This is a genomic window from Paenibacillus sp. V4I7 (genome assembly GCF_030817275.1).
Lineage (GTDB): Bacteria > Bacillota > Bacilli > Paenibacillales > NBRC-103111 > Paenibacillus_E.
Genome location: NZ_JAUSZD010000002.1, coordinates 6,218,469 through 6,238,023, shown reverse-complemented (window position 1 = coordinate 6,238,023; position 19,555 = coordinate 6,218,469). Strand labels below are relative to the sequence as shown.

Here is a 19,555-nt window from a genome sequence, read left to right as displayed (position 1 = left end):
ACTGGGCCGCCCTCCTTAGAATCTGCTAGCATGACTAATTTACTTCTTGTAACGATCGTACGCTTGCTTGTAGATTTTCATATATTCACCAACCCCCATTTTATCAACGGTAGAAACGTATTTATCCCACTCTGACATCGGTGCGGAACCGGAAATAAACTTTGCTTCCATTTCACTGATATAATTTTGGATGTCGTTTCCAACTGTCGATCTGAACTCGGTTTCTTCCTGTGTAAAGTTGAATGCATTCCATAGCTCTTTGACTTTGTGTTGTTCCGCTTTCTTCCCTACAGCGATCGATTCTGGCAATGTCTCGGAGCCTTTGAAATATTTTTCCTGCACATAGCCTGGATAGCTTCCTCCGAGCCAAGTGATGTATTTCGCTAATGCCTGATCCATAGTCAGTCCGTTCGGATTTTTCGTAATTTCTTCTACGAATTCCAGCTTGCCATCCGCAGCCTTTTTATAAGTTTGTCCTTCAACGCCCATGAAATAAAACGTGGCTCCTTCGTCGCCGTATAAGTGGTCGATCCAGCGGATCGTGGCTTCAGGGTTCTTGTTTTTGTCTGTGACAACAAATGATCCAGGCCATACAATAGGTACCTTAATTTGAGTAAACAATTGATCGCCGTGCGGCCCCTTTAATGCACCAAGTCCATAATAGCCCGGCTGGCTCATCTGTGTCATCGGATTAGGATTGATCGTTGAGCCAAAGACTCCCTTCTGGCCTTTAGCGTACAAGGCAGCCGGTTTAACCGTGAAAATTTCCTTATCGATTAGGCCTTCTGTATATAGCTTGCGCACGTACTCGATGACCTCTTTGTACTTCGGATCTGTTCGGAAGAAGCGCAGTTCATTCGATTTAGAATCGACATCTACAAATTTGTGGCCCAACCCGCGGTTACCGAAGTCCCATGCACCTCTTATTTGTTCAATCAACGGATTGATGCCCTCTCCAGCGTAAGGAACTTCGTCCGCCTGACCATTCCCATTCAAATCGGTATTTTTGACTGCCTTCAAATATTGATAAAACTCCTCGGTTGTCGTTGGTTCCTTCATTTTGAGCTTCTCCAGCCATTCCTGCTTGACCCAAAGCGGGGTTCCGATGAGCATCGGAAGGAAGTCCGGACTATAAAAGGACGGGAATGAATAGATACCGCCATCAGGCATAGTCAGCCCTTTTTTCAAGTCTGGGTATTTCTCCATCAGTTTCTTGAAGTTAGGTGCATAATTGTCAATCAGGTCGTTCAATTTGACAAAGGTTCCCTGAGCGCCATATTTCGCTAAATCTGCAGAAGATACTCTTGAGGAATAAAAAGCGTCTGGATAATCCCCGCCAGCTAACACAAGGTTGCGTTTTTCGTTTAAATTCTCAAAAGGAACGAGCTGGAATTTGACGTTAACATTCGTCATTTTCGCATATTCTTTCCATACGAGTGTTTCTTCAAAGTTATTGCCATTGGTAGGCGCTTTGCCCGTGAAAAAGGTCAGTGAAATTGGCTCTTTTACGATCGGCATGCCCTTTTTGTTTAAGTTTGCAACGTCCTTCGTATTGGCAGTTGGACTGGTCGAACTTTCTACTGTACCTTGCTCTTCACTACAAGCCGATAATAGGCTTCCGGTCATGACAGCTACTATAGTTAACGATAACCAGCTCTTACTTTTCATTAATTTTTCTACCTCCCTTATTTTCCTTTACATCTATGGCTAAAAGGTATTACCTTAATAGCTAACCTTATAAAACGCAGCATGAAAGTTCTTACAAAGAGCCCTTATCCTTTGATCGCACCGATCATAACGCCCTTGGCAAAATATTTTTGAAGAAATGGGTACAACAGAAATATTGGCAAATTAGCAACGATGACCAGTGCATACTTGATGGCTTCACCTTCCATTACGACATTAGCATTCGTATCGTCGCCTACTCCTAACATCTCCTGCATTTGTCCCTGAATCAGGATTTCGCGCAAGAACAGCTGCAACGGGTATTGATCACGATCGGTCAAATAAATGAGGGCACTGAAATAGGCATTCCAATGTCCTACACTGTAAAATAGGATCATGACCGCTATAATTGGCATCGATAGCGGCAGCACAATCTTCACAAGCGTACCTAAATTCGAACAACCATCAATCGAAGCGGCTTCTTGCATCTCTTGCGGAATACCGTTTTGAAAAAAAGTTCGCATGATTAAAATATTATAAACGGATACGGCTCCCGGAATAATTAGCGCCCACATCGAGTTCAGCATCCCCAAATCTTTGACCAATAGATAGGACGGAATCATGCCCCCGCTGAAAAACATCGTAAACACCATCAAAGCAGCAAAAAGATTGCGTCCATAAAAATCTCTTCGTGAAAGAGGAAAAGCTGCTGCGACCGACATAACCAGATTGATGGCGGTCCCGACTATGGTATAAATAATCGTGTTCGTATAACCAGTTAAAATTTCACTGTTTTGAAAAACTCTATAATATCCAATTAACGTAATTTGTTTCGGCCAAAGCCAAACCTCACCTCGCATGACCGAGTCGGGACTGCTAATGGATGCCGCCAGAACGAACACTAACGGATATAACACAACGATGCATATAAGCGCCAATAATGCATGGACGAACCAGTCGAATAATTTCTCACTGTTGAATTGCTGCTGCATCTTCCTGACCTCCTACCATAAGCTTGTGCCGTTTACTTTACGGGCCATTCGATTGACAATTACAAGTAAAGTGAAATTGACGATTGAATTGAACAGACCGACGGCCGCGGAATAACTGTATTGCCCATCAATGATCCCTTTGTGGTATACATGGGTCGAGATAATATCAGATGAAGACATATTGAGCGAGTTCTGCATCAGGTATACCTTCTCGAAGCCAACACTGAGCAAGGAACCCATATTCAGGATGAGCAAAATGATGATCGTAGGTATAATGCCTGGTAAATTGACATGCCAGATGCGCTGCCAGCGGCTCGCTCCGTCCACCCTTGCCGCTTCGTGAAGCTGTGGATCGATACCGGTTAAAGCAGCCAGATAGATGATGGAGCTCCAGCCCATTTGCTGCCATACACCCGAACCAACATATATACTTTTAAACCACGCTGGCTCCGTCATAAAATCGATGGGTGTTCCCCTAAACCAGGTGATCAGTCCATTCACGATTCCCGTTTGTGGCGAGAGGAAAATGAAGATCATTCCTACCATAACGACCGTGGACAAAAAGTGAGGCGCATAGGTAACGGTTTGTACAAAACGGCTAATCCTCTTAGATCGCAGCTCGTTGATTAAGAGCGCTAGCGCGATCGGTACCGGGAAGCCAATTAGTAACTGGTACACTCCAATGCCGAGTGTATTTTTGAGTAATCTCCAAAAATAGTAGCTTTCAAAAAAGCGCTCAAAGTGTTTGAAGCCGACCCATGGGCTTCCCGTAATCCCCTTGGTTGCGATAAAGTCTTTGAATGCAATCTGCACACCGTACATCGGCACATACTCGAATATAATAAAGAAGGCCATGACAGGTAAAATAAGTAAGTACAAATCCCAGTTTTTTTTGATTCGCCTCACCGTTGCCGAACTTTTTTTTCGGGTACTTACATTCATTTCTGCTGTTGACATAGAAGTTTGGTTCGACAAATTCTCACCCGCTTTCGTTTTTTCAATTCAGATCGTAGCATGGCTCTAAGGAAAAAGGTATTTACAATTCTTATGTTCCTTTGCTAAATCATGCTCCACCCAAAATAATGATAACTACATAAAAAAAAGTAACTTATTTACAAAACCACATTCATGTAGAATAAATACAACCAGATAAAGATAGAACCTCACTAGAAAAGGAGCACTCTCATTGAAATGGCCTATCTTTAACCGACAAACGCTTGTTTTTAAAATATTCATTAGCTTTCTTGTCATTATTTTATTGTTTTCCTCATTTAACCTGCTGTCCGTCCACTTATTCGGTAAGGGCGTACAGAAAGAGATTATTCAGTACAACCGCTTGATGCTTAAGAATACCGCAGAGCGGTATCAAACTCATTTTGAGCGAATGAAGACTATACTGTTTGATCTTTATTCAGATGAATATGTGGTTGCTTTCAACCGTCAACTTCTTAGGAAGAGTCCGTTAGATATCGAGTTTTCCTCTGCGACAGAATTTATGAAGCCACTGCGGGCCCAGGCGTATAATCCGATGCTCTATCTCCATAATGTGTTGATTCATTTCAACACGCCATCGATCGTTTTTGAAAAGGAAGGCAGCGTCGAAGCGGACATGCTTTTCTCGCAATTCTACGTGAGCGAAGATTACCCGCTCTCATTCTGGGAAAATAATTTGCGTGATTCCCGCAATTACAGGCTGCACGCCGAAGAAACATTTACGGTGTCTACCCTGAATTCCGCATTGGAGCTACAGCTTATTCCATTTTCGTTTCGGGTGCCAGCATCCAATTATCAGGTGATTGCCTTGCTTGATGCCAATCTGATGCGAGAAGCCTATTATGGCGAGGAGGACAATCGGCAGTTCATGATCTTAGAGAAGAATGGATCGCTTCTATACAGCACCTCTGGTCGGCTGGCGGCAACCGATATACCCAAGTTTAATGATAGTGAAGATTACATCTTATCCGGCGATTATTACTTTTTTAGAGACACGCCTGCCGAATCTAGTCTCACCTATGTAACAGCTGTTCCTTATTCCAATATCGCGACAAGAGTCAGGACTGCCACACTTACTCTGATCTTGATCTCTGGCGCTGCGATCATCATCGGCATCCTTGCTTCCGTGTTCTTTAGCCGCAAAATTAATCGACCGGTCAAAGATATGGTAACTTTGCTTTTACGCAGGGATTCGGGCAAGTTGAAAAGCACCATTCACGAGTTTGACTTGATCCATCAGAACATCCGGGATTTGATGCTGGAGAAGGAGGCCACCCTCAAGGATCTAATCGACAAACGATCTCTTCTGACTAGCTTTGGTTATATCAATAAATTGAAAGCTATTATGTCCGACATTAACGACTGGAAGGATATCGCCGAAATGAACGAACCGTTCTTCATCGTATTGTATCAGCTCCACTTTAAGATGCTATCGGTTGAGAACAGTCAGATGAAAACGGATCGCATGGCTTACTATATTCAGGAGTATATTAATGTGGTCATGTCCGAATCTGTCCCCTCTTCCCATACCTTTCAAATCGAAAATAATCAAATTTTATCTCTAATTAGAGGTAAGGATGTGGGAGAAGAGTTGGAGCAAGGACTGGGGATGTTGAAAATGATACTCGACCGGGATAAAGATTATTTTCTTGCAACTATTGCAATCAGCTCGGTTTACGAGCATTCCAGCCAGTTTAATGATGCCTATCTCGAAGTTCAGGAGATGGCTCAGCGAGCCAGGCCAGTAGATGAAAGTCAAATCATTCGGGAACGTCGCCATGTACCGCCTCAACTGGTATTCACAGTTCAGCAAGAGCAGGAGCTGTACGCGAACTTGCAGGCAGGCAACCATGAGTTCTGTATTTCATTCTTGAATCGGATGCTCGAACAATACGATCGAAAGGAAGCAAGCATCCAGCAGCTGAAGCAACTGGCTGCAGGAATCATAGCAAGGGTTGTGAAAATATTAGCACCCTATGGAGTCGATGCAGAATCCTCCATGCAGCAGCGCCATATGGCACTTATGAAAGAATGCTACACGCTGGACCAGTTCAAACAGTTCTATGAGCATCTTTTTCTCACATCCGCCACAATCATCTTATCTATCAAAGATGAACAAGATCCAACCATCTCGTTCATCTTGGACTATGTAGAGAATCGGTATGCGGAGGATCTGTCACTTGAACTGCTTGCTGATAAACTGAATTTATCCGTTGCCTACTTGTCGGTGTATATTAAAGAGAAAACGGGCACTAACTTCAGTGAGCACTTAAATGCTATCCGAATTCGCAAAGCGAAGGAGTTGCTTACCGAGCATAATCTTAGTGTACAGGAAATCGGCCTTCAGATCGGTTACCAGAATGTCACTTCTTTTATACGAATGTTTAAGAAAATAACCGGCATTCCGCCCGGTGAGTATCGGAAATCAAAACGAATGTAAACCATCTAAAAAATCGTCAATTGCCTGCCGACCCGTGCGGAAGTAGGATAATCTTGTTGTAGACAATCTCGTTGTCACAATCAAAGAATGGGGGGCGTTTCAATGGAGTGGACGATCAGTTATTCCGATTTATTGATGCTAGGGAAGCCAGTGGAAGAAAATGTGGAAGCGCTTGTTAGAGAAGGGGCGAAGCATATTGAGCTTCTGCTTGATGGAGGGGCGTGGAACGATATAGAAGGAACCATGAACAGGTCTGTCCCTTACCTCCTGCATGCCGGCGTTTCTTATAGCGTGCATCCTCCTGCTTGGGATACGAATCTAACCAGTGAAAATAAAGCAATACGTGATGCTTCATTCGATGAATACCGCAAATCGATCTTATTTGCCCACCGTATAGGGGCTAAACATGTCGTGATTCATCCGGGGTTTTGCTTTTCACCGGCTTTCAGTAAACAAAATGCAATCGCTCAGGCTGAGGAGGCAGTAAATAGGTTATGCCGAATAGCTTCTCCTCTCGGGATTCAATTAGCTATCGAGAATGTTGGATATCACGGTCATTCGCTATTTACGGAGGATGAGTATGTGCAGTTCGTCCTGCGGCTGGAATCTGCGGCTGTCTATTTGGTAGACACGGGGCATGCCCACCTTAATGGCTGGAATATTCCAGCTTTACTCCAGAAGGTAGCCCCTAGGCTTGGTTCCGTTCATCTGCATGATAATTTCGGGAGTTCCGACGAGCATCTTCCCATCGGTGAAGGTTCGATAGAATGGGAACCTATTTATGAGGTGCTGCGTTCAGTGCGCGATTGCCAGTTGATTCTTGAATACGCACCTGGAACCGAGCTTTCCAGACTTCGTTCTGATACAGCCCTTCTCCTAGAGCAAATAGATAGGCATGGAGAATAAGCGCTGACAAATAGGCCTCACGATACGGGGGCTTGATCATCTTATTTTAATGCGAGAAAATTCTGGGATAGCAGATTTTTCTTAACCATGATTTGATTTTTCGCTACGTAACTCGAAAATTGTTGAAAACGGTTTAGGGGAATGGGGTTTGCATTACCGCACAATAGAAGATCATTGTAGGATTGCAAGAAAATTCGATCTTCGAAATTTGGAGCTGGGAATTGGTGGGGATTTTCCCGGTCGAATTCAAAGGGATATCGGTCAACAAAACAATCTCCGCACCTGCATGAATGACTATGGTATCAAAGCTCCTCCGTTCGTGGTTTTGGAGAACGATTTTACTCTGTGGATTCTGAACAATTAAGAATGATGAAAAACCGTGTAGCTCATGACATACGTCTTGCCTCCCGTCTTGGTGCTTCGTGGAAAATCTTGGTTGACAGTATCCGTTACTAGCGTGTATGATGTGAACAAGTTAATAATTGTGATGGAGACAAGGAGATCACGTAGATTGCATGTCAATGGGCATGGCAATTTATGTGTTTTTTTTCGCTCTTTTCAACCGTTTCCTCTAGATGAGCGTGACGGAAAATAACGAGTTACCAAAAGCGTTATAGGGAAGTCGAATGCCCTCTAACGTGAAAAATGTAACTTTTAGAAAGAGAGGGGTTTGCCGTATGTCAGTAAATGAAAGCGTTTTAAATCGGGGGATAACGGAAAGTGTGTCAGCAAGGAAAAAGAAGTGGGAGGAGAATATATTAGCTTATTTATTTCTAGCGCCTTCCTTGGCTTTGTTTATTGCTTTCCTTTTTTATCCAATGGTCAAATCTGTTTACTTGAGCATGACGCTCACGGACCCTCGCGGTAGGGTCGTTGAATTTGTTGGGCTGGATAATTTCATCGATTTACTCGCATCGGGACAGTTTTATTCGAATTTGAAAGTGACGTTGCTTTTCATCTTGTTTACAGTACCTACTTCAATCGTATGGTCCCTGTTTTTGGCGGCAATCACACATAACAAACTGCGGGGTATGAAAGTATTCCAGTTCATATTTTCTCTGCCTATCGTCATTTCGGTAGGTACGGGGTCGATTATCTGGTTCTTGCTCTTCCATCCGACAGCAGGCATGCTGAATTACTTTTTAAGCATTGCAAACATCGATCCGATCCCTTGGCTAACGAGTCCTTCGTGGGCGTTGGTTTCGATCTCCCTGTTGACGATATGGATGAATATGGGATTCCTGTTCATTGTGCTATCCAGTGGTCTTCAAGGGGTTCCGGAAGAAATTTATGAAAGCGCTAAAATTGACGGTTCAGGACCAACACGGACATTTATCCAAATCGTTTTGCCGCTTCTGTCGCCAACGATATTTTTTGCTCTTATTGTGTCCGTGATCGGAGCCTTCCAAGCCTTTGGACAAATTCATATTTTGACAAAAGGTGGTCCGATGAATACGACTAATGTGATCGTGTATTCCATCTACCAGGACGCTTTCGTTAATTTCCGTTTCGGAATTGGAAGTGCACAGGCTTTAGTTCTCTTCGTAATTATCATGATCTTGACTGTGGTGCAGTTTAAAGTATTAGAAAAGAAGGTGCATTATCAATGATCGCGAAAAGGATTGCACCCACCCTGAATTACTTATTGCTAGTTGTGCTGGCCCTTATCGTTTTGTATCCGCTGTTATTTACGGTATCCTCATCGTTTATGACAGAGCAGGAAGTATCTAACTTCCCACCGCCATTATTTCCTTCTCAGTTGTATCTCGAGAACTTCAAGAACGCTATTTCTGGCTTTCCAATCGTACGCTTTATTCTGAACAGTTTTATTGTATCTTCGGGGATTACGGTAAGTCAGGTTATCACGTCCAGTTTGGCCGCCTACGCTTTTTCGTTCTTGAATTTCAAAGGAAAGAAAGTTTTGTTCGCCGTCTTTCTTTCAACCATGATGATTCCATGGGAAGTCACCATTATTCCTAATTATTTGACCATCAAAAATTGGGGATGGATGGACAGCTACCAGGGGCTGATCGTTCCCTTTATGGCTGGGGCCTTCGGGGTTTTCCTGCTTCGCCAGTTTTTCCTTCAGCTGCCTAATGAGCTGTTTGATGCGGCAAAAATTGACGGATGCGGGCATCTGCGGAATTTTTTCTCGATCGTACTTCCGCTATCCCGTCCTGCACTTTCTACTTTGGCGGTCTATGTCTTCCTTACGCACTGGAATCACTATTTATGGCCTCTGTTAATTACAAATAGGGCATCCATGCGAACGGTGCAAATCGGGGTTTCGATGCTGCAGCATGCTGAAGTCATGTCGTGGAATTTGATTTTAGCGGGAGTTACACTGGTTCTGCTTCCATCTTTCATTTTATTGGCCTTTGGCGTGAAACAATTAGTACGTGGGATTACAGCAGGCGCTGTAAAAGGTTAAACGAGCGATGATCCGTCTGTTACCTAACAGACTTATCATATATATTTATCCACTTTGAGCGAGGAGAGATAGAGACAATGGGGAATAAAAGGTTAACGGGTTTAGCTTTAACGGCAACGATGGTTTTCCTTGCAGCATGCAGCGTAAATATGGGGGAAAGTACAGAAAGCAAGAAACCAGAGACAACGAAATCTGGAGCAGCAGTTGAGATAAGCGGGACTAAAAAAGTCGTTTTCTGGCATGCGATGGGTGGAGCAAATACGAAAGTTGTTGATCAACTGGTCGCCAATTATAACGCTTCTCAGAATAAAATCAAAGTAGAAGCGGTCTATCAAGGAAATTACGACGACCTGCTTAGTAAACTGAAGGCGTCGATGGGGACAAGTGAAGGTCCTTCAGTCGTCCAGATGTATGAAATCGGTAGCCGCTTCATGATTGATTCCAAAGCAATTACACCGATGCAAAACTTCATTGATGCAGATAAGTGGGATTTGTCACAGTTGGAGCCGAACATCGCTGGTTACTATACGTTAGGCGGCAAACTTTACTCGATGCCGTTCAACACATCGAATCCGGTTCTTTATTATAACAAAGACTTGTTTAAAGCTGCCGGCCTTGATCCTGCGAAACCTCCAAAGACTTTCGAGGAATTGAAAGCTGCAGCTGACGCAATTACCAAAACTGGTAAAGCGACAGGAGCAAACTTTGCGATATACGGCTGGTTCATGGAGCAGCTTTTTGCCAACCAAGGCGCGGAATATGTAAACAACGGAAACGGTCGCAGCTCGATGGCAACCCAATCGCAAGTGAACTCGGAAGCTGGAGTAAAAGTGTTGACTTGGTGGAAAGACTTGGTGGACACTAAAGCTGCAAACAACCTGGGACGTAAGACCGACGATTCCAAGAAGGCATTTTCTGCTGGACAGGTGGGTATGATCTTAGAGTCCACTGCTCAAGTTAAAGGGCTTGTTGACAGCGCTAGCGGCAAATTCGAAGTTGGCACCGGTTTCTTGCCGAAGCCAGCAGATGCGAAAGAAGGCGGCGTAGTTGTCGGCGGAGCCAGCTTGTGGGTCATGAACAACCGATCGGATGACGAGCAAAAATCGACTTGGGATTTCATCAAATTCTTGACTTCACCTAAAGAGCAGGCCTACTGGCACGTGAACACTGGATACTTCCCGATTACTAAAAAAGCTTATGACGAAGATATTGTAAAGGAAAACCTGAAAAAATTCCCTCAATTCCAGACCGCCATTGATCAACTGCACCAAACGAAGATGAACCCAGCAACGCAAGGCGCGGTAATGGGGGTATTCCCTGAAGCAAGACAAATTGTTGAAGGGGCGATCGAAGAAGTGCTCAACAACAAGAAGTCGCCGAAGGAAGCATTGGATGCAGCGGAAAAAGAGATCACTTCGAAGATTCAAACTTACAACAAAACAGTCAAATAATTATGTAAAAAGGCTTGAGTCCACTAGCCTGAAAGGAAATAGGAATGCTAAGTAATAAACCAATGATTATTGCACATCGTGGGGCCAAAGGAATGGCTCCAGAAAATACGCTCGCTGCTTTCAGGCTTGGGTTAAGCCAGGGATGCGAAGGGATTGAGCTTGACGTACATTTGACCGCCGATGATGAAATTGTCGTTTGTCATGATATGACGTTGGATCGGACTACAGACGGGAAAGGCCTGATAGCGGAGAAAAGCTTATCGGAAATCAAAACCTATGATGCTGGTTTCTGGTTTGGCAATGAGTTCAAAGGGGAGACCGTTCCTACTTTAGACGAAGTCTTTGATCTAGTACCTGAAAGCATTATGATTAACGTGGAAGTTAAATATGCATACGAAGGCAGAATGGAGCGTAAGTTAGTTGAATTTCTACGCAGACGTCACCGTTTAAATCATGTCATCGTTTCATCTTTCGACCATAAGTGTGTCAGAAGGATCAAGCAAATGGAATCGGAAGCCAAGATCGGTCTTTTGTATCAATCTAAATTGCTTGATCCTACCGCATACGCGCGAAGTTTTGATGTCGAGGTGTACTCGCTTCATCCGTACTTTCAAATGCTGGATGCCGAGGATGTGCTGAAGGCTACAGAGAGCGGGCTTTATGTCTACCCTTATACGGCAAATGAAGTCAATGATCTGCTGCATCTAACTGGGTTTGGGGTTTCGGGTATCATTACGGACTTCCCTGGAAGATTAAAAGATTTGTTGCATACGCAGGATTCCAAGTGAAAAAAAATCTATGCGTAAAGCCCCGGTTTCCGGGGCTTTACCTTTCATTTTATCTTTAGGAATGGGGACATGAAATGAGTCTTCTTGTTTTGGAGAAACTAGGGATGGCGCTGTTATTAGGTCTGTTGATCGGGATTGACCGTCAACTCAAGCATAAACCATTGGGTATGAAAACGAGTATGGTGATTTCAGTGGCGAGCTGCTTAATCACTATTGTATCGATAGGAGCCGTTCAAAAGTACTCCATCCCCGGATATACGAATATGGATCCTATGAGGCTAGCTGCTCAAATCATAAGCGGAGTAGGTTTTATCGGGGCCGGCGTTATTTTAAGACGAAGTAATGAGATTATTTCGGGACTTACGACAGCGGCCTTGGTATGGGCAGCATCCGCTCTAGGCATCGCAACGGGAGCAGGTTTTTTTCAAGAGGCGACTATGGCTGTCATTCTCATTATTTTCGCTATCAATCTGTTTCCGATTTTTATCAAGCTGCTTGGCCCGCAAAAACTGAGGGAGAAGGACTTGGCGATCAATATTATATTCAGTCCTGAAGGGGACATGTCTACACTTATTGATCAAATCAGCGCAGAATACATGAAGGTGAAGCATATCAAAATCAAGGACTTGAACGAGAACCAACAAATTCAGTTGGTCATTTCCACGGCAGACAAACATCGTACGACAACTGTTTATACCAAAATCAAGAAGATCGAATATGTGCTAGCTGCCGAAGTTGAAACGATAAGCAATTAGTACGAAAGAATTTCATGTGGAAACTATTACCACTATGCAAAAGTTGAAATTAATAGTCTAACTATGCTAGTCTAACATAGACAAAAAATGCCGAATCTCGGAGCAGCAAAAGCTCCGGGTACGGGGGACTTCTTTACTTGGGGTGAATGAATGCTCAGCTTTTTAGAAACTGAGCGCGCTAGGGAAACCTCTTCCCGAACCCGTCAACTAACCTCGGAGGCTTCAAGGAGGCAAAATTTTTGAAATATTTCACAAAAAGCTTTATTTGTTCATGCGCACTTGTTTGTGCGGCAGTATCTCTGTTTTCCGCTCCCTCGGTTCAAGCCGCATCATCAACATCCACTGTGAAAGTCCAAGTCAACGATGAGTTGATTAAGTTCCCAGAAGTACAGCCATTTATTGACAATGCAGGAACGCTGCAAGTTCCACTACGAGTGCTATCTGAGAAATTGGGTTATCAAGTAGGCTGGGCTAGGCAAGAAAACGACATAGTGGTTACGTTGATGAACAAGCAGCAGACGATTCAACTGACAACCGACGAGAAGCAAGCGATCGTGAACAGCAAGACGATTAGTCTGGAAAGCAGTCCGACGCTTTATCAAGGTAATACGTATGTACCCTTGCGTTTCATTACTGAAACATTTGGTTCTCCAATTGAATGGAATGAAGTGAATCGTATCGCGATTGTGAATGTCGATGGCAAGTCGCACAAGCCGGCCTGGATTGCACCGCCACCAACGCCAGTCCTAGCCTCAGCTCCAAAGGTCGCAGCGGTAGCTAAACCATCCGTGTCTGATCAAATCGTGCAAACAGCAAATACGTTCATGGGTACGCCATACGTTTGGGGAGGCACAACACCCAGAGGGTTTGATTGTTCCGGATTTGTGCGCTATTTGTACGAAGCTAAAGGCATTGATCTACCCAGAACTTCGGTTCAAATGTATGATCAAGCCGGAACTAGAGTTACGGACTTGAAGGTTGGAGATCTTGTGTTTTTTGCAGCAGGCAGTGTAAATCACGTGGGTATTTATCTGGGGAATGATCAATTCATTTCAGCAACAACGTCTAGAGGTGTAACGATAGATAGTCTCGCCAGTTCCTACTGGGGATCCAGATATGTGGGAGCCAAAAGAGTTCTGTAATTCAGCCATGTGGTGAAAAAGGTTAAATCATCGGGCATTTGTTCTCTATGAATCTTTCGAATGAAAGCATAGAAGGCAAATGTTCTTTTTTTTACGCGAAATATTGCGATTTTTATCGAAATTTTATGGTTTTTAGCCTATAATGAAGAAATGTTTGGAAGAAAGCAGGTGACACGAACGGCATGCAATTAAGTGTCTGGAAAAGTTGGTTTTATAAAAAAAGACATTCGAATAAAGCAAATAGCATGTATATCGTGGAACAAGGTCCTGCCATACCAGAAGAGATTCGGGGAGTCATTGATCGATTTTTTCTTACGTATAATCATTTCAAAGGGGCAAGAAGCCTACAGACGGATACGTTTATAAAAGAAGTCTTTTACGCAACGAAACAGGATCCGAAGGATCAAAGGACAATAGAAGAGATGGAAGCCTATATTCAGCAGAAAAACGTGCATCGCTTGCGATTAAAATCCTTTGTTGTCGATGAGTATCTTCGTATAGGCGAGAAGGTTTGCATGATTGGTGTGACGAGGGAATTCAGTAATAATCAGAGAAATCGCGTGCTTTATTTTCTAATAAAAGAGGATCAGTCTTGGCGCTTTCATCATATCGCAAGGTCTCACCATGGGACTGTTCTAGATAAGTTTCAAGTGAATGAGCAAACGGGGTTCGTAGTTGGAAATGAGAAAGCCGCTCTCCTCTTTCTGACACACTCCGGATCTGCCGATGCATCCACCTTTATATTGGGTGATTATGTGCATGTGGAAGGCTATTTGGAAGTGGAGCAAGAGGTGAGCAGCCAACTGTATTACCGTATTGTACGAATGAATCGCGTGCACTAAAAGCGAAGTGAAACCCGGTAAAGCTGCGGATCCCACTGGATCTGTCCGCCTAAGGATTCAATAATGGCTCGTAAGGGCATATAAATATGACCATCTATTATGGTAGGTGCTTCAGGGAGTAGGACCGATTGCCCATTCACAGTCATCACGGAAAGATCTGGCCGAAGCTGAAGATTAGTAGAGCCATGATGAACGGTTAATGTACGGGTTGTCCCGTTCCAATCGAATTTGGCTCCGATTCTTTCTAGAATGCCCCGAAAGGGTACCATACTTGTTTCTTGCAATAAATACCCTCGGAACTCATGCACGAATTGTCCATTTACCTCCAATTGGATTTGTGGATGATCTAGACGTTCCACGACAAGTGCATTGCTCAGCGCCCGACCCGGACTTCGCAGCATGGAGCCGTTCGCATACAGAGATGAACTTGCACCACCATCCATATTCATCGCATCCGTTAAACCTAGCTTTAGAAGAACCTGTGCCATATCCGCCATCGTAGCTGCGGAGAGTGTCCCCATGACGAACTGATGGGAAGCGTCTAACCCAATGAAGCTGCGTACGTTCGCACTCGTTGTGATTTTGGGATCGGTAAAGCCATCGCGTTTGACATCTAGATCAACAGCGCCATTGGTAAGCAGATGCGGTCCTGCGCCGATAGAAGCATCAACCGCCGCAAGAGTAGAGCTTGCTCCGGTATCTTGATTATGGAGAGATGATGTCAGCTTCACTGTATCGCCAATATGGATATTCGGCAGCACGTAGGTCTTATTGTTGGCACTATTTCCGAGTAGGAACACCTGCCCATCTTCGGGAATATCGACACTCTGCGTCGTAACATCTGTAACTTTGCCCTCGCGAAGGACAACTTTGGTTGAGTTAGGAAAGCCGATCGTCGGCCCAAAAGCGCGGGTGTACCAGACGACTTGATCATTGGCGGAATCCCCGTAATATTTGTTCACACCCCAAGCAGTGAATGTGTAGGCTTTGCTCTGATGAGTAACGCTTATTTGGTGTTCGGTTTGGATTCGTTGTAAGCTGGCTGTTTTGTCGGCGTGAACGAGAAAGGCAGGATTAACGCCTGAGTGCATGATTTCGCCGGAGCCGATGAGTAAACCATTCGGGTAGCGCTGGGTATCATCTTTTTCATAGGCGTCAAAGAAAGTCCCATTGATCCCTGCAATCGCATGGTTCCTCGTTAACATGGAGGAGAAGGACTCATCATGACCGATGCCGCCTTCAGCCGTTACAGGCTTAACGCGCAAGTAGGGATCAGTGAGATCCACTGTGACCCATTGTACAGTAAACGACTTGCCATTATGAGCAATCGTTCGGCTTTGTGTTTGAACGGTACCTTGTGCTGAAGTAGATGCTGGGAAGATAACGGCTGCTGAAAGCAGGCTGCTGAGCATCACGGCGTAAGTAAGAGTGCGGAAACGAGCAAGAGGCATGGCAGCTATCATCCTTTCTGAATTTACTTCTTTTTTAATTCGCGCAGGGAGTAGAACGTTCCTCTCCAATTGATGCCACCTTGTTTCCAAGTTAGCCAAACGGAGCGGACAATCGTATAGAGGAGTAGGGAAGCGCTGATAGGGAGCAGGAAAGCTTCATCTCCGCGTTTGCTCATGAGGCGGAACATTAGCTTGCGGTATAGCCATATTTGTAAAATGACAGCGACAGCATAGACGGCACCTCTCCAGTCCCAAAGGAAGATAAGACCGAGCCAAGGGAATATAAAAAAGATAAGCTGACCCAGACAAGCGAGTAAAGCAATGGTGTAGCTGTAGCGAAAGCCGGAGAAAAGGTTTTTCTCCAGACCGATGATCGCTTCCTTGAGGGAGCGGTACCATTCGACTTGAAGGATGTGCTTGCCGGACAGAACCTTCTGCCTAAATCCAGCTCGTTTGAGGGAGATGCCTAATTGAAGGTCATCATCAGGTCTTAGGGCGATCGATTTGTGCGTGCCTATCGCTTCATACGCGCTGCGACTAACCATGTTGAAGGCTCCAATTCCGATACCTGGTTCACGGGCGCTGTCAAGATTGGCACGCCACGGGCGAACGAATAAAGAAAAAGAGAAGAGGAAGAAATGAACGAAACCTCTGAGCAATGTGCTTCGCGCAACCATGTTAGGGGTCAGCGTGAGATGCTGTACGTCATGTTCCTTCATATAAGCAACGCTATCTGAAATTGTTCCAGGTGCAAAGATGATATCCGCATCTGTAAAAAGTAAATATTGGCCTCTCGCTTGCTGATACCCTTGGTAGAGGGCATGGTTTTTGCCAAGCCAGCCTTCAGGCAGAGAAGTGATGTGAATGATTTGCAGCGGTGTGTGAATATCCGTTTTGCGCTGTGACCATTTCCGCAGCTCTTCGAGCCGGACGCCGGTAGCGTCCTGAGAGCGGTCATTGACGGCGATGATCTCGAGGCGCGGATAATTTTGCGAGAGAAGGTGACGGACGGTTTCTAGGATGGTACTCTCCTCTTCTTTGGCGGCGATAATGACCGAAACGAGTGGAGGCTTGTCCGGGAGCTTCGTGGATTTGGGCAGAGAATACAGTAGATGTATGCCTTTAAGCACATCGAAAGTGATATAAAGCCAATAGAGGAGGGTCAGGATCGCGATCATTCCTAGGGTGGACATGGTGTACCTCCTTGTGAAAGAATAGAAGTTGACCGCATTATATCATTCATCAGGAGTGAGGGGAAATTTTGCTGAATGCGTGTTAAGGGAGGATCAGATGGGGGAAGAACGGATTGAACCGCGGGAGCAGTATTGGAAAAAGATGAATGGCGAACAGTTGGCCATCTTTCTCAAAGCGATTGGGAAAAAGTCGGTGATGAAGCCGGATAAGTTGGCTTTTGTATGTATAGGAACAGATCGATCTACAGGTGATTCACTGGGCCCGCTTGTAGGGAGCAGACTTATGGAACTCGGGTATCCGCATGTAATAGGAACACTTGAAGCGCCTTGTGATGCTAGTAACATAGCAGCGCGCTTACGGGAAATTCCACATGGCTGTGTGGTGATTGCGATTGATGCTTGTTTGGGTCAAAAGCTGTCTGTGGGCATGTATCAGGTGTCTAATCAGCCATTGGCTCCGGGGAAGTCAGTTGGGAAGGTGCTGCCTCAGGTTGGGGATTATACGATCGCCGCTATCGTCAATGCAGACGGTCCAAGACAGTATAGTGTTCTACAAACGACATCGCTGTACAGCGTGTTGAAGATGGCAGATGAAGTGACGAAAGCAATCGAGCATGCTTTTCCTATTTAGAAGGCAGCTTAGGGTAGAACGGAGAGATGAATAGTGGGACCAGGCGGTATGGGGCGACTTTCCGATAGGAATCGGCCTAAAGCGAAGTTAAAGGATGTTTCGGTAAAAAGGATTTTGCGGTTGTTCAAGGGATATTGGGGACAACTGCTGGCGATTATAGGATTGGCGTTGTTTGCGGCAATTATTGGTTTAATCCCTCCATTGGTGATGAAAGAGATTATTGATACAGCGATTCCAAAGGGCAATGTGAAGCTTCTGGCAGGGATGGCGCTGTTAATGCTATTTCTGCCTGTCGTTAGCGGTATACTTGGGGTATGGCAAAATCATCTCAATACCAAAGTAACCCAAGGGGTTATTCGAGATTTAGGACAGTCCTTGTTTCATAATTTGCAGCGGCAATCGATGGCATTCTTTACGGATGCTCGGTCGGGGGAAATTGTTCAGCGGATCACGGGAGACGTACAAGCTGTGCAGAGTGTCGTGACCTCGCTGGTTGTGTCCTCAATTACTCAGATTGTCATTGTTGTTTCGACGATTGGTATTTTGTTTGCCCTTGATTGGAAGCTGGCCATTATCTCTGTGCTTATTCTTCCGCTGTTCGTGCTGCCTGTGAAAAAAGTATCAAGGTTAAGGAAATCGCTGCGCACGGAAACGCAGAAAGTGCGTTCGGATATTACTTCTCAGCTTAGCGAAAACTTCGGGATTTCCGGTGCTTTGTTGACGCGTATTTTCGGCAGGGAGAAGCAGCAGGAAATCGAGTTTACGGCTATGAATCAGAAGGTCATGGATTTGGAGCTGCGGCTCAATCTAATCGGCCGTTGGTTCGGGATGGCTACTAGTACGCTGGGGCCGTTAGGCACAGCGATTATTTATATGTACGGCGGCTACTCCGTCATATCCGGCAGCATGACGTTGGGCTCGATCGTCGCTTTCGCGGCATATCTTGGCCGGTTGTACATGCCTGTAGGTACGCTGCTGAACCTGCATGTCGAGGTGGCCACTGCGCTAGGCGTATTCCAGCGCATCTTTGAGTACCAGGACATGGTGCCGGATGTCATGGACTCTGTTGGGGCTGCGCCGCTGAAGCAGGTCGCGGGTCGGGTGGCTTATAAGCAGGTTTCTTTTGCTTATAAGCCAGGGCAGTACGCGTTGCGGGACGTTACATTCGAGGCGCAGCCAGGTGAGATGGTCGCGCTCGTCGGACCAAGCGGCGCGGGGAAATCGACGCTGATCGGCATGATCGCGCGGCTGTATGACTCGACGTCGGGTGTCGTCGAGGTCGATGGCGTGAACGTCCGCGACGTTCAGCTGGCTTCGCTGCGCGCGCAGATCGCGTACGTGACGCAGGAGTCGTTTCTGTTCCACGCGACGATAGGCGACAACCTGCGCTTCGCGCGGGAGGACGCTACGCGTGAGGAGATGGAGGCCGCGTGTCGGCAGGCCTACATCCATGACTTTATCGTGTCGCTTCCCGAAGGGTATGACACGATGGTAGGAGAGCGCGGCCACCGGCTCTCCGGCGGCGAGCGCCAGCGGATCGCCATTGCTCGCGCGATCCTGAAGCGCCCGCGCATCCTCATCCTCGATGAGGCGACGTCGCACTTGGACTCGGAGTCCGAGTCCTATGTGCAGGCGGCGCTCGAGGAGCTGATGCAAGGGCGCACGACGCTCGTGATCGCGCACCGGCTCTCCACGGTGCTGGCCGCCGATCACATTCTGGTGATCGAAGCGGGCAGCGTCGTGGAGCGGGGCACGCACAGAGAGCTGCTTGCACTGGATGGGCTGTATGCGCGGCTGTACAGCACGCAGTTCGCTCACGCTGCTGAGGAGTAGCTGTACGCGGCGGTTGATGTAACTAGCTGCCCCAAGAATAAA

At 45.7% G+C, this 19,555-nt stretch carries 16 protein-coding genes and 1 riboswitch; of the genes, 11 read left to right on the top strand and 5 right to left on the bottom strand.

The annotated features are described in order from the left end of the window. Positions 1–39 precede the first annotated feature (39 nt). From QFZ80_RS29175 to QFZ80_RS29165, 3 genes are all read right to left on the bottom strand, one after another. Complete coding sequence (locus QFZ80_RS29175) at positions 40–1,668, bottom strand: extracellular solute-binding protein (RefSeq protein ID WP_307552254.1); 1,629 nt, start codon at positions 1,666–1,668, stop codon at positions 40–42. Positions 1,669–1,772: 104 nt separating this feature from the next. Further along, a complete protein-coding gene (locus QFZ80_RS29170) occupies positions 1,773–2,657 on the bottom strand; it encodes a carbohydrate ABC transporter permease (RefSeq protein ID WP_307552255.1) in 885 nt (294 codons plus the stop codon). Between the two features lie 12 nt (positions 2,658–2,669). Beyond that, positions 2,670–3,599 (bottom strand): ABC transporter permease, encoded by a 930-nt coding sequence (locus QFZ80_RS29165; RefSeq protein WP_373460441.1) that lies wholly within the window; start codon positions 3,597–3,599, stop codon positions 2,670–2,672. 244 nt (positions 3,600–3,843) lie between these two features. Between QFZ80_RS29165 and QFZ80_RS29160 the strand changes: the two genes are divergently transcribed. The 9 genes from QFZ80_RS29160 to QFZ80_RS29120 all read left to right on the top strand — a co-directional run bounded on the left by QFZ80_RS29160 (position 3,844) and on the right by QFZ80_RS29120 (position 14,405). Further along, on the top strand, positions 3,844–6,090 hold the full coding sequence (locus QFZ80_RS29160; RefSeq protein ID WP_307552256.1) for a helix-turn-helix domain-containing protein: 2,247 nt from the start codon (positions 3,844–3,846) through the stop codon (positions 6,088–6,090). 102 nt (positions 6,091–6,192) lie between these two features. Next, entirely contained in the window at positions 6,193–6,996 is an 804-nt protein-coding gene (locus QFZ80_RS29155; RefSeq protein WP_307552258.1) for a sugar phosphate isomerase/epimerase family protein, read from the top strand. 677 nt (positions 6,997–7,673) lie between these two features. Next, positions 7,674–8,606, top strand: coding sequence for a carbohydrate ABC transporter permease (locus QFZ80_RS29150; protein WP_307552260.1), 933 nt, complete (start codon positions 7,674–7,676; stop codon positions 8,604–8,606). Continuing rightward, on the top strand, positions 8,603–9,427 hold the full coding sequence (locus QFZ80_RS29145; RefSeq protein ID WP_307552262.1) for a carbohydrate ABC transporter permease: 825 nt from the start codon (positions 8,603–8,605) through the stop codon (positions 9,425–9,427). The genes QFZ80_RS29150 and QFZ80_RS29145 overlap by 4 nt, the downstream gene beginning before the upstream one ends. 77 nt (positions 9,428–9,504) lie before the next feature. Next, positions 9,505–10,878, top strand: coding sequence for an ABC transporter substrate-binding protein (locus QFZ80_RS29140; protein ID WP_307552264.1), 1,374 nt, complete (start codon positions 9,505–9,507; stop codon positions 10,876–10,878). Between the two features lie 44 nt (positions 10,879–10,922). Beyond that, entirely contained in the window at positions 10,923–11,666 is a 744-nt protein-coding gene (locus QFZ80_RS29135) for a glycerophosphodiester phosphodiesterase (protein WP_307552266.1), read from the top strand. 74 nt (positions 11,667–11,740) lie between these two features. Then, positions 11,741–12,421, top strand: a complete 681-nt coding sequence (locus tag QFZ80_RS29130; RefSeq protein WP_307552269.1) for an MgtC/SapB family protein — start codon at positions 11,741–11,743, stop codon at positions 12,419–12,421. Between the two features lie 78 nt (positions 12,422–12,499). Then, positions 12,500–12,658, top strand: a riboswitch (cyclic di-AMP (ydaO/yuaA leader). A gap of 2 nt (positions 12,659–12,660) precedes the next feature. Next, positions 12,661–13,563, top strand: coding sequence for a C40 family peptidase (locus tag QFZ80_RS29125; RefSeq protein ID WP_307552271.1), 903 nt, complete (start codon positions 12,661–12,663; stop codon positions 13,561–13,563). Between the two features lie 182 nt (positions 13,564–13,745). Beyond that, positions 13,746–14,405 carry a hypothetical protein gene (locus QFZ80_RS29120; RefSeq protein ID WP_307552273.1) on the top strand — a complete coding sequence of 220 codons (660 nt, stop codon included), beginning with the start codon at positions 13,746–13,748 and terminating at the stop codon, positions 14,403–14,405. On the opposite strand, the gene QFZ80_RS29115 is transcribed toward QFZ80_RS29120, so the two are convergent. Further along, the gene (locus tag QFZ80_RS29115; RefSeq protein WP_307562263.1) at positions 14,402–15,925 is read right to left on the bottom strand and encodes a stalk domain-containing protein; all 1,524 of its coding nucleotides are present in this window, start codon (positions 15,923–15,925) and stop codon (positions 14,402–14,404) included. The two genes, QFZ80_RS29120 and QFZ80_RS29115, sit on opposite strands and share 4 nt — an antisense overlap. Next, positions 15,880–17,049 (bottom strand): glycosyltransferase family 2 protein, encoded by a 1,170-nt coding sequence (locus QFZ80_RS29110; protein WP_307562261.1) that lies wholly within the window; start codon positions 17,047–17,049, stop codon positions 15,880–15,882. Before QFZ80_RS29110 ends, QFZ80_RS29115 begins: the two co-directional genes overlap by 46 nt. A gap of 97 nt (positions 17,050–17,146) precedes the next feature. Between QFZ80_RS29110 and yyaC the strand changes: the two genes are divergently transcribed. Further along, positions 17,147–17,680, top strand: a complete 534-nt coding sequence (gene yyaC / locus QFZ80_RS29105) for a spore protease YyaC (protein WP_307552277.1) — start codon at positions 17,147–17,149, stop codon at positions 17,678–17,680. Between the two features lie 120 nt (positions 17,681–17,800). Then, positions 17,801–19,513 (top strand): ABC transporter ATP-binding protein, encoded by a 1,713-nt coding sequence (locus tag QFZ80_RS29100; protein ID WP_307562259.1) that lies wholly within the window; start codon positions 17,801–17,803, stop codon positions 19,511–19,513. Positions 19,514–19,555 lie beyond the last annotated feature (42 nt).